The sequence below is a fragment of the Caballeronia sp. Sq4a genome (assembly GCF_023170545.1).
Classification (GTDB): domain Bacteria; phylum Pseudomonadota; class Gammaproteobacteria; order Burkholderiales; family Burkholderiaceae; genus Caballeronia.
Map to the genome: position 1 here is coordinate 334,770 of NZ_CP084251.1, position 11,513 is coordinate 346,282.

Annotated in this window: 12 protein-coding genes; 5 read left to right on the plus strand and 7 right to left on the minus strand. The window is 61.7% G+C overall.

What is annotated here, in order from left to right:
• The first annotated feature begins 118 nt into the window (after positions 1–118).
• A complete protein-coding gene (locus LDZ24_RS15435) occupies positions 119–622 on the plus strand; it encodes a ribonuclease (RefSeq protein ID WP_248323313.1) in 504 nt (167 codons plus the stop codon).
• A 168-nt stretch (positions 623–790) separates the two neighbouring features.
• On the opposite strand, the gene LDZ24_RS15440 is transcribed toward LDZ24_RS15435, so the two are convergent.
• The 7 genes from LDZ24_RS15440 to LDZ24_RS15470 all read right to left on the minus strand — a co-directional run bounded on the left by LDZ24_RS15440 (position 791) and on the right by LDZ24_RS15470 (position 7,256).
• Positions 791–2,011, minus strand: a complete 1,221-nt coding sequence (locus tag LDZ24_RS15440) for a glycoside hydrolase family 88 protein (RefSeq protein ID WP_248323087.1) — start codon at positions 2,009–2,011, stop codon at positions 791–793.
• Between the two features lie 116 nt (positions 2,012–2,127).
• Positions 2,128–3,024, minus strand: coding sequence for a helix-turn-helix domain-containing protein (locus LDZ24_RS15445; RefSeq protein WP_248323088.1), 897 nt, complete (start codon positions 3,022–3,024; stop codon positions 2,128–2,130).
• A gap of 138 nt (positions 3,025–3,162) precedes the next feature.
• Positions 3,163–3,636, minus strand: a complete 474-nt coding sequence (locus LDZ24_RS15450) for a MaoC family dehydratase (protein WP_248323089.1) — start codon at positions 3,634–3,636, stop codon at positions 3,163–3,165.
• Entirely contained in the window at positions 3,633–4,826 is a 1,194-nt protein-coding gene (locus LDZ24_RS15455; RefSeq protein WP_248323090.1) for a CaiB/BaiF CoA-transferase family protein, read from the minus strand. The genes LDZ24_RS15450 and LDZ24_RS15455 overlap by 4 nt, the downstream gene beginning before the upstream one ends.
• 27 nt (positions 4,827–4,853) lie before the next feature.
• Positions 4,854–6,017, minus strand: a complete 1,164-nt coding sequence (locus LDZ24_RS15460) for an acyl-CoA dehydrogenase family protein (protein WP_248323091.1) — start codon at positions 6,015–6,017, stop codon at positions 4,854–4,856.
• Positions 6,014–6,826 carry an enoyl-CoA hydratase/isomerase family protein gene (locus LDZ24_RS15465; protein WP_248323092.1) on the minus strand — a complete coding sequence of 271 codons (813 nt, stop codon included), beginning with the start codon at positions 6,824–6,826 and terminating at the stop codon, positions 6,014–6,016. The genes LDZ24_RS15460 and LDZ24_RS15465 overlap by 4 nt, the downstream gene beginning before the upstream one ends.
• A gap of 4 nt (positions 6,827–6,830) precedes the next feature.
• Entirely contained in the window at positions 6,831–7,256 is a 426-nt protein-coding gene (locus LDZ24_RS15470) for a MaoC family dehydratase (protein ID WP_248323093.1), read from the minus strand.
• Between the two features lie 325 nt (positions 7,257–7,581).
• Here LDZ24_RS15470 and LDZ24_RS15475 point away from each other — a divergent pair, with 325 nt between their 5' ends.
• From LDZ24_RS15475 to arsH, 4 genes are all read left to right on the plus strand, one after another.
• The gene (locus tag LDZ24_RS15475) at positions 7,582–8,616 is read left to right on the plus strand and encodes a TRAP transporter substrate-binding protein (protein WP_248323094.1); all 1,035 of its coding nucleotides are present in this window, start codon (positions 7,582–7,584) and stop codon (positions 8,614–8,616) included.
• Between the two features lie 50 nt (positions 8,617–8,666).
• On the plus strand, positions 8,667–9,200 hold the full coding sequence (locus tag LDZ24_RS15480) for a TRAP transporter small permease (protein WP_248323095.1): 534 nt from the start codon (positions 8,667–8,669) through the stop codon (positions 9,198–9,200).
• Positions 9,201–9,210: 10 nt separating this feature from the next.
• A complete protein-coding gene (locus LDZ24_RS15485) occupies positions 9,211–10,482 on the plus strand; it encodes a TRAP transporter large permease (protein ID WP_248323096.1) in 1,272 nt (423 codons plus the stop codon).
• Positions 10,483–10,704: 222 nt separating this feature from the next.
• Entirely contained in the window at positions 10,705–11,469 is a 765-nt protein-coding gene (gene arsH, locus LDZ24_RS15490) for an arsenical resistance protein ArsH (RefSeq protein WP_248323314.1), read from the plus strand.
• Positions 11,470–11,513: the final 44 nt, after the last annotated feature.

Below are 11,513 nucleotides of genomic sequence, written 5' to 3' on the forward strand. Positions count from 1 at the left end.
AGCGTATCGCGAATTTCTTCGTATGCCGCGACGATTCCGCAGGACGATGAGCGTCGAAACAAATCCGCGCCTCGCATTGATGCCCCTCGCCACTAGCGATATGCTTGAACCGTTCGCGATGGTCGAATGCAAGTCAACCGGAGACAACGGCTTGGTCAAGTGCGCATGGATCTACCCCTGCTTGTTCGCCTTGAGCGCGGTGCTGGGCGGATGCAACAAGAGCGGCTCCCAGAACGCCAGTCAGGAGCCGGGCGCGGCCGCGAGTCAGGCGCCGGCACAGGCCAGCGCGGCGAGCGGCATAGCGGCCGCATCGGGCGCGCAAGAGCGCGGTGCGTTGCCATCTGTCGGCCGGGCGCAACTGCCGGGCGAAGCTGCCGACACGCTGCGTCTGATCAAGGCGGGCGGCCCGTTCCCGTATCGCGACGACGGCGTGGTGTTTCGCAATAGCGCCGCATTGCTGCCCCAGCAGCCTCGCGGGTATTACCACACTTACACTGTCCGCACGCCGGGTTCGACGGATCGCGGGCAGCGCCGCATCGTATGCGGCGGCGCGCGCAGACAGACCAGCGAGTGTTATTACACCGACGATTATTACGCGAGCTTTAGGCGTATTGCGGAGTGACGCAAGCAAGTTGCAAGAGCCTTGTTGTTACTAACACTGGTTCAGCGTATGCAAAGCCGTGTACACGTCGTGGGAACAAGGCCGTGTGATGATGCATGCTCGACTGATCGTCTTCGATGCGTACGCGCTCAGCTTCATGCCGGCCTTCTGAAGCGAAGCGCGTGAAGCTCAAGCGAGCGGAATGCGCGCGTCACCGAGCGACCGCAGCTTACCCGGATGCACGGCACGGCAGAGCGCCTCCACGAAGAAGAAATCGCCAAACATGGTCGCGCCATCCACGCCGATGTTATGAGGCTTCGAATAGCACGAGTTGTGTAGCAAGCCGTGTTGGCCGTCCTTCGTGAATTCTTCGCGACATAATGCTTCGAGCATCGCGGTGCCGTGGCGATGCCACTTTGCGCCGACCTGCGTATCCGGATGCAGACGCGCCATTTCCAGCAACGCCGATGCGACCACCGCAGCGGCCGCCGTATCCTTGATTTCGGCATCGCGGCCTTTGGCGTCGAAGTCCCACGGCGGCACCTGACGCCCTTCCAGGCGACGCAGATAGTAGTCGGCGAGACGTTCTGCGAGATCCAGGTACTTGCGCTTGCCGGTTTCGCGCGCAGAGTTGACGTAACCGTAAATCGCCCATGCCTGACCACGGCTCCACGCGGATTCGTCGAACGCGCCCTGAAACGTATAGCCGCGTTTGCGGGTGCCGCTTTCCACGTCGTATTCGACGGCGTGGTATGTCGAGTCGTCATCGCGCACGAAGGCGCGCGCAGTCATCTCGGCGTGCGCATCGGCCGCTTGCCGGTAGCTGCCGTCGTCGGCATGATTCGCGGCCCAGTAGAGCAGCGACAAATTCGCCATTGTGTCGATTGCGGATGCGCTTCGGCCACGCGGATCCGACAGCGGTCCCCATGACGCGAGATAAGCGCCGTCGCGAGTCGTCACGAGGCGCGCGCGCAGCTTGTCGGCGGCTTCGAGCGCCAAGTCCGCGAACCATTCGTCACCGGTGATGTGATGCCCCGGCACGGCGCTGCTATCGAAAATGAAGCCGATGTCGTGCGTATTCGGGTCTTGCGCTCGCTGCCCGACCAGCAGCATCCGGGCACGCGCCCATTCAAGGAACCGCGCCTCGCCGGTATGCAGATACGACGTCAGCAGAAGCCCGACCCAGAAGCCGCAGAACCAGTTGCCGTGGCTCCACGCGTCACCGTCATAGCCGGCGGAAAGCGAGGCGGGCAGACGCACCCATTGGCCGTCGGGACCGGTGACTTGCGGAAATTCGACGCCGAACGTGAGTTCGTCGGCGGCCACTTTCTTTGCAGTCTTATCTAGCGTTTCGCGAAACAGCCTGATCTGTTCTTCGGATAGCGCCATCGGATTCTTTGCGTTCGACACGGTGTCTCCTTGAGTTCGTCATGCGCAGGATGATTCTAAAAAGAGCCTGCGCGATGACGTTAGGATGAAACGCGTGAACTGTTGGACATTTCCGCACTCAGGCGGCGCATGACGAATCAGATATGCAGCTTGTCGAGGCTGCGCCGGTAGTCTATCGGTGAGCGGCCTGTGTGCTTGCGAAAACAGCGGCTGAAATAGGCAGGATCGTCGAAAGACAGCATGGAGGCGATCTCTGCCACATTCACTTCGGAATGAAGCAGCAAACGCTTGGCCTCGAGCATCACGCGTTCCCGAATGAGTTTGGGCGCGGTGCTCCCTAGTGCTTGCCGCGTTGCCTCGTTGAGAGCCCGTTCGGTCACGTTCAGAAGGCGCGCATAGTCGGACGCTTCGTTCACCGAACGAAAATGCTTCTCTAGCAAACTCTTGAAGCGGCGCGAGAGCAACACGCTGCGCGAGGCGGCGGCGTCGCGCATGGCGGCGGCGTCGCACATGCGCGCCACCTTGATCAGGAACACATGCAGCCAGGCCCATATCGCGTCGGTGTAGCCGACTTGCTCATCGCGGTACTCTTCGCGGATTCCGTCCATCACGCGCGAGAGTTCGCGGACCTGCGCATCATTCAGATGCAGGCACGCCCCGAGCTGTTCGAAGTTGTAGACAGGTACCTCGGTTTCGGTGTGGCGGTTCTGTACGCGAAACGCGAAGAACTCGGACGAGAAGCTGATCGAATAACCGAGCGTATCCGCGGAGAGATCCAGATCGTGAATCTGCCCCGGCGTCATGAAGTACAGCGTATTGGGACGGACTTCGTAGCGCACGGAATCGATCACGTGCGAGCCACTGCCGGCGATTACCCACATCACGTGATAGAAGTCGTGGCGATGCGGATAGACGAGCGTCGATTTCAGCGCCTCGATTGGCGCGAGGTGAAAGTCCGGCGTCTTGACGTGCGCGCCGTATTCGTAGTCCTCGATCCTGATGACCGGAACGTGACAACAACAAGCGGTATCCAACTGTCTCCTCCCTGTTGGCGGCGCTATGTCTCGCGCCTGCCAGCCTGCCCGAGAATCGCGGGCCACTGCACGAAGTGTAGCGGTGCAGTGACCGTCGACGTTACTGGCATGCACACCATGCAAGGCGCGGTGCGGAGGTCATGCGGCGAGATTGCGGGCCATCAACGCCTGGTCGAAGCGCAGTTCTTTCAGCGCGGATAGCCCGCTCAGCACGACACGTCCTTGCTGGTTTCGAACGGTCGTATCCATAACGAGGATACGCTTTGCCGGCTTCTTCTCGACGACGCACACGTTGATCGTCACCGTGTCGCCGATATAAACCGGTCCGAGAAAGCGCAGTTCCTGCCCGACATAAGCGAAGCCTGGGCCCGTGAGTTCCGTATGAGCCGCGGACACGAGCGCCGCCGTCAGAAGCCCATGCACCACGCGCCGTCCGAAGGGCGAGCACTCGGCGAACGCATCTTCCATGTGCAGCGGGTTCAGGTCGCCGGACAGACGTCCGAATGCGTTCACTTCAGCTTCTGTCACCGTATGCACGATCACCTGCGTGCGGCCGATGTCGACATCCTCGAAGCGCAGGAGCGCCGGCCAGTTGTTCGGTTGTGCGCTCATGCTTCTCTCCTCGATGTCAACGCAATACCGCCCTCGACATAGGCGTCGATCTCTTGCGGTGTGTAACCCAGTTCCGCGAGCACTTCGCGGGTATGTTGTCCCTGTTTCGGCGGATGACGGCGCAAGGGCGGCGTCTCGCCGTCATAGCGGACAGGATGCGCGAGCACGCGCACGGGCCCCGCCTGCTCATGCTCGAACGATACGATCATCTGATTATGCAGAACCTGCGGGTCGTGCTCGACCTGTTCGTAGTCGTTGACGGGCGCGAACCAGATGTCGTGTTCCTCGAAGGTATGCATCCACTCTGCCGTAGTGCGCGTCTTGAGCGTGTCGTAGACAAGGCCATTGATTTCCTCGCGGCGCCGGACGTTATCCTTCGGATGCGTGAACTCCGCAAGGGCGGGACACGCCAACGCGCCCGCGAGTTTCTGTACAGGCGTGAGCGACATCGCGATGTAGCCGTCGCGCGTCTGGTACACGCCATAGGGCGCCGGATGAAACCGGCTGCCGGTCGGCGGATGCGTGCGCGCCCAGAGCGGCCCCTTGTTCATGTAGTACGTGAAGGGCTCGATCTGCAGATCAAGCGCGGCGTTGAGCAGATTACTCTCCACTCGCGTGCCCACGCCGGTACGCTCGCGCGCCTGCAACGCGGCCACCACGCCGAATGCGGCCAGCGCGGCGGCATGCTGATCGACGATCGCCGAGCCGACCGGCGTCGGTGGCGACTCGGCATCGCCGGAGAGCATGGTCATGCCGCTCATCGCCTGAAGCAGCAAGTCCTGCCCCGGACGCTTCAGATACGGGCCGGACGAACCATATCCCGTGCATGAGCAGTAGACGAGGCGAGGATTGACCTCATGCACCTGTGCGTAGCCGAAGCCCATCTTGTCCAGCACGCCGGGCCGATAGTTTTCGATGAGCACATCCGCTTCGCGGATCAGACGCCATACGATCTCGCGTGCGGATTCCTCCCGTAGATCGAGCGAGATGCTCCGTTGATTGCGGTTGCCGAGCAGAAAGAACACGCTCACGCCTTCGACGAAGGCATCCGCGCCGGTCCAGCCGCGTTCGAACGCGCCGCCCGGCGGCTCGATCTTGATGACATCTGCACCCACGTCGGCCAGCATCTGCACGGCGGCGGGCCCTTGCAAGAAGTGCGTGAAGCTCAGTACCTTGATGCCTTCCAGCATAACGTTCCCCTCGGTTCGGAAGCGCGTTCACGCGAGCAGCGTGCGCGCGATGATCATGCGTTGTATTTCCGATGTGCCTTCCACGATCTCTAGCACCTTGGCATCGCCGAATGCGCGGGCCACCGCGAACTCGGCCATCACGCCGTATCCGCCATGAATCTGCACCGCCTGATGCGCGGCCTTCATTGCGTGTTCGGTGGCAAAGAGCTTGGCCTGCGAAGCCTGCGCGTCGAACGGTAAGCCCGCATCCTTGAGCGTGGCGGCGTCGTAGAGCATGAGACGTGCGGCATGGGCATCGGTGGCCATGTCGGCAACCTTGAATTGAAGGCCCTGAAACTCGGCGATGGCGCGCCCGAACGCGCGCCGCTCTTTCATGTACACCATCGAACGTTCCAGCGACCCTTGCAAGATGCCGAGTGCAAGCGCGCCGATGAGAATGCGCCCGGTGCTAATCTGCGCCAATGTCTGACGCAGCCCCGCGCCGCGTTCGCCTAGAAGCTGATTCGCCGGAATGGCGCAGCGGTCGAAGAACAGTTCATGCGTGATGGATGCGCGCCAGCCGATCTTGCGCAGCTTACGTCCCTTGCTGAAGCCCGGCGTCCCCTGAGGCACGATGAAATTGGAAATCTCCTTGCGGCCGTCGGGTCGCGTGCCCGTCGCGGCCGCGATCACCGTCGGCCCGCCTATCTCCGTGCCCGAATTGCTGATGAAGGTCTTCGCCCCGTCGATGATCCACTGCTCGCCGTCGAAGACCGCCCGCGTGCCGATGTTCGCCGCATCGGAACCTGCGTCCGGCTCGGAAAGACCGATGGAACCGATCTGCGTGCCGTCGAGAATGGGCCGCAAATAGCGGGCTTTCTGTTCGGTCGTGCCGTAGTTGTTCAGCAGGCTCGCGACCGTCGAATTCGCCATCAGCGCATTGGCGACGGCGCAATCCACGCGGGCGAGTTCTTCGAGCACGATCACGAAGGAGAGCCAGTCGCCACCGCCGCCGCCGAACGCGTCCGGATACGGCAAACCGGTGAAGCCGAGTTCGCATGCATGTCGCCAGAGCGCATACGGAAACGCCTCGTGCTCCCATAGCGATTCCGATTGCGGTGCGACTTCGTTTTCCGCGAAGCGTCGCACGGCTTCGCGAATCATCGTGTGCTGTTCGCCGAGCCAGTGAGGTTGATTGAGCGTTGTCGTCATGGCGTGACCGGTGCAAGGTGGGTTCGGGCCGTGCGTCGCGCGGACTGGCGTTCCAGGAATTGCCGCAGCCCAGCCCGCGCGCCTTCGCTCGAAAAGTTCACCGCGTATTGCGCGGCTTCGAAATCGAGCCCCGCCGACAAGGGCAACTCGTTCGCGCGGTTCAGGGCCCGTTTGGACATTTCGATTGCGAACGGATCGTAGGATGCGAGCGTCGCGGCCAAGGACTGCACGGCATCGAAGAGATCGTCAGGAGCCGCGAGCCCGTGAATGAAGCCGAACGCCTCGCATTCCTGCGCGGAGAAGCGCCTGCCGCTCATGACGAAGCGTTTGGCGCACGCGAGCCCCATCTTGGCAACCGCGAGTTGCGTGCCGCCCCAGCCGGGCATCGTGTTGAGCGTGATTTCCGGGAACGCGAAGCTCGCGTTCGTCGAGGCTACGATGAAGTCGCACGCAAGCGCCAGTTCGAAGCCGCCGCCGAGCGCATAGCCGTTGACCATCGCGATGGTCGGCTTCGCGCAATCGTGCAGGCGCAGAAGGGTGCGCTGGCCGGCCACCATGTCGCGATAGGCGGCGACGCCATCGAGAGAGACGAGGCGCTCGATATCGTTGCCCGCGGCGAAGGCTTTGCCGCCGCTGCCTGTGATCGCGATAACGCGCGTCGCTTCGTCGGCGAGGGCTTCTTGGATGCTGGCAGAAAGCGACTCCAGCATCTCGGGCGTGAATGCGTTGAGCTTGTCGGCGCGGTTGAGTGTCAAAAGACGCAGGCTGCCGTGCTGCGTGGAAAGGACGGGAAGCGGGCTTTTCTGCATGGTTTCACAGCACTTTGAGATAGGTCTTGCCGGAGGCCACGACGACGCCGTCCTGGCGCGTCACATCGGCAGCGAACACGCAGACGTTGCGTTCCTCGTCCTTCTCTTCGAGCGTCAGACGAGCAGTCACGGTATCGCCAATGAATACGGGTGCATTGAACGTGATGTCATAGCGATACGACACCGCGCCGGGGCTAGGCGCCTTTTGCGCCATATGGCCCATGACGGTCGAGAGAAACCCGACCGACAAGCAGCCTTGCGCGATGCGCCGCTCGAAGCGCGTGCCTTTCGCATATTCCTCGTTCAGATGCACGGCGTAAAAGTCGCCGACGATGCCGGCAAAGCCGTAGATGTCGTATTCCGAAACGGTTTTCGCAAAATCGGCTGTGTCGCCGATTGCATAGCAATCCATATGAGGACGTTTGGCCATGTCGTGATGGGTCGTGGTCGGTTGCGTGAATACGGTGCGATGCGTTCTGACACCGTGCCTTTAGCGTGGAACCCACTTTAATGAGAGCCCGCCTGCGACCGGTAGGACGGTTCGCGCAATCTTTTGGACTTTTTTGCAGCGCGCGGGATCACGCAGGACAGCACCGTAAAAAAGTCCAAGAAATTCGAAAACTGGTCCTAACGCACCATCGCTGCGATCACAAATACTTGCGTCAACCCGCTGGCCTACAAGCACGTCGCAAGACGGCAATCTGCCGATGCGAGGCATGGGGCAAGGCGGTGTCCATATCGAGCAAGGAGACAACATGAGTTCGCTTTCCAGAGCGCAGAGCATGCTGCGCGTGGCGATGAGCGCGGTGCTTGCCGCAGTGTGCGTATCTGCATCGACGGGCGCTATCGCGCAAGACAAGGTCGTGATGAAACTGGGCCACACGCTTGCGCCCGACAATCACTATCAACTCACGGCGCAGGTGTTCGCCAAGGAAGTCGCGGCGCGCACGCATGGGCATGTCGAAATACAGCTGTTCCCGCAATCGCAGTTGGGCGGCGAAGTACAGATGACGCAGGCGTTGCGCACCGGTACGCAAGACCTGATGATTTCCGCGCAGGCGCCCATCGACAACACGATCAAGCAGTGGCAGATATTCGACATGCCGTACCTCTTCTCCAGCATGGACGAAGCGAACGCCGTGCTGCAAGGTCCGGTCGGCCGCAAGTATCTCGACATGATGAAGCCCGTGAACATGATCGGCCTCACGTGGCTCGCGGTGGGCGAACGCAATCTGTTCACCACCAAGCGCCCCGTCAATTCGCTTGCGGACATGAAGGACCTCAAGGTGCGCGTGATGCAGAGCCCCGGCTATATCGCGGGCTACAAGGCGCTCGGCGCCAATCCGACACCGCTCGCCTACAACCAGTTGTTCCTCGCACTTTCGCAGGGTCTCGTCGATGGCGCCGACACTTCGCCCGAACAGTTCGTACAAGACAAGTTCTCGGATGTCGCCAAGCATTTCTATGTGACGCACGTGAACTATCTGCCCGTTGTGCTGGCGATGAGCAAGGCGTCATGGGACAAGCTCTCGCCCGCGGACCAAAAGGCGTTTCAGGAGTCTGCGAAGATCGCGGCCGACTACGACTTGAAGGAATACAAGCGCGAATATGACGCCGCTATCGCCGCGATGAAGTCGAAGGGCATTCAGGTCACGACCGTCGATACGGCACCGTGGGCACAAGCGACGAAGTCTGCGCGCGAAGAACTGATCGCGAAGATTCCGGACGGCCCGGCGCTGTATCAGGAAATCAATACGGCCAAGCAAGCGTCGGCGGTCGCGTCGAAATGAACGATGCGAACGACGGCCGTGGTTCCAACCCGGCATCGGAGGTGACACGCATGGAAAAGCTCGCTCGCGGCTTGATGTTCGTCGACGACATCGTGCTCAAGATCAATCTGTTTGTCTGTAGCTGCCTGCTGCTCGCGGCGGTGATCGTGGCCGGACTCGGGGTGTTCTTTCGCTTCGTGCTGCACGATTCACTGTCGTGGTCGGACGAAGTGTCGGCTTATCTGTTCGTGTGGCTGACGTGTCTGGGCGCCGCAGCCGGCGTGAAGTTGCGCGCGCATCCGGAAGTGCGCGTGCTGGCGGACCGCATGCCTGCTGCCATCGCGCCGCTGCTCAAGGACTTCACGGACTGCGCGATTCTCGCGCTCGGCGCGGTGTTCGTGCTGTACGGCACCGACATGCTCGCGCTGATGGGCACCGAAACCGCCGCGTCCATTCCGATTTCGATGGTGTATCCGTATCTTTCGATCCCCGTGTGCGGCGCGCTGCTCGCGTTTCACTCGCTCGTGCGCATCGTCGTCTCGCATCTCGCGCCACAGGCGCAGACCGATGCCGCGCTGATCGAAGGCGTGTCCGAACATCTCTAGGATAAACATCATGTGGGCAATCGCTTTTGGAGCAGGGCTACTGGGGTTGGGCGTGCCGGTGGCCATCTGCATCGGCATAGCGGCGACCATTGCGCTGTCGATCAACGGCACGCCGCTGCTCGTCATTCCGCAGCAACTGTTCTCGAACCTCAACAACGTGGGCCTGCTCGCCATACCGTTCTTCATGTTGACGGGTGCGATCATGGACGCGGGTGGCGTGTCGAAGCGCATCATCGAGTTCTCGCAAGCGCTCGTGGGCTTCATGCGCGGCGGCATCGGTCAGGTGACGATCGTCGCGAGCATGTTCTTCGCGGACTTGTCCGGCTCGGCGACGGCGGACACTGCCGCGATCGGCTCCGTGATGATTCCCGGCATGGTCAAGAAGGGCTATAACCGTGCATTCGCGGTGGCGCTGCAATCGGCGGCGGGATCGCTCGGGCTGCTGTCGCCCGTGTCGATGAGCATGCTGGTCTATGCGTACACGGCGAACGTTTCGGTGGGCACCATGTTCATCGCGGGCATCTTGCCGATGCTGCTCGTGGTCGCGTCGTTCATGATCGTCAATTACGTGACGGCCGTTAAGAACGACTACAGCGCGGTCGAGCCGTTCGATGCGCGGAAGCTCTGGACGACGTTCCGCGAGGCATTCTGGGCGCTGCTCACGCCGGTCATCATTCTGGGCGGCATCCTCGGTGGCATTTTCACGCCGGTCGAGGCGGGCGTCGTCGCAGCGGTCTATGTGACGTTGGTGAGCGCGTTCATTTTCCGTACGCTCAAGCTCTCGCATTTCAAGGACATACTGGTGCGCACGTCGGTGAACACCACGCGCGTATCTTTTCTCCTCGGACTTGCGTTCGTGCTCGGGCGATATCTGATCGAAGCGCAGATTCCGCTGCACGTGGCGAACAGTTTCCTCGCGATCACCACGAGCGCCATCGTGCTGCTGATCCTGATCAACCTGTTCCTCATCGCGGCGCATACCGTGCTTGAAACCATTTCGAGCATCGCGGTCGTGATTCCGGTATTCTTGCCGCTCGTCGTGCAGATGCATATCGATCCGATCGTGTTCGGCGTGATCGTGCTCATCAACTCGGCCATCGGCATCAATCTGCCGCCGATCGGTTTCTGCCTGTTTACGGCGGCGTCCATAGGCGGCGTGTCGGTGGAGAAGGCGACGCGCGCGATTCTCCCGTTTATCTTCGCGCTGGTCGTCGACCTTCTGCTGATCATCTTCTTTCCGCATATCCCGCAGTTCCTTCCGCATCTGCTGGGCGCGAAGTGAACGTATGGGCATGGCGTCCGCTTCGCAGCAATAAGGCCTGAGCGCGGCTTACCTCGGCGGGGGTAAGCCTCTTCGGCTCTGAGTCCGGCGCTGCGCTGGCGAAGTGCCGGTCGTGGTGTTCGTCGTAGGCGTCGTCAGCCGAGGCAGCGCTGTTATGATGCGCGCTCAGGCTGAGGACAACAATCGATGAGCGACGCTAACCAACGGCCAGAGCCCCCGCTGATGCCTTCCGACTTGCCCAACGTCACACTGCCCTTACTCGACACGCCGGACCTCGACAAGCTCGCGCCGCGCGCCGTCTCGACGCACGCGCCGCGCATCCTGCTGCTCTATGGCTCGCTGCGTCCCACGTCGTACAGCCGCTTGTTGACGCTCGAAGCCGAACGCATTCTCCGGCACTTCGGCGCCGAAACGAAGGTCTTCGATCCGCATGACCTGCCGATCGCCGACAGCGTTCCGGCCGATCATCCGAAGGTCGTCGAGCTTCGCAAGCTGTCGGAGTGGTCGGAGGGACAAGTCTGGTGCAGTCCCGAGCGCCACGGCACGCTGACCGCCGTGTTCAAGAATCAGATCGACTGGCTGCCGCTCGAACTCGGCGGCGTTCGTCCGACGCAGGGCCGCACGCTCGCCGTGATGCAGGTCTGCGGCGGATCGCAGTCCTTCAATGCGGTCAACGCGCTGCGCGTGCTCGGCCGCTGGATGCGCATGGTGACGATCCCGAACCAGTCGTCGGTGGCGAAGGCGTATCAGGAATTCGATGCGAACGGGCGCATGAAGCCGTCGTCGTACTATGACCGCGTCGTGGATGTCATGGAGGAGTTGTACAAGTTCACGCTGCTCGTGCGCGACCGCTCCGATTACCTGACGGACCGCTATAGCGAGCGGAAGGAAAAAGCGCCGGCCGTAGCGGCGACGCTCGCGAACGCTGCGATGAGCCACGAGCGCGATGCGAAGACCGCGGACAGCGACGACGGGGAAGTGGAATAGCGGGGCGGGCAGCACGCGCGTCAACCGCTCTCCCGCACGTCGCT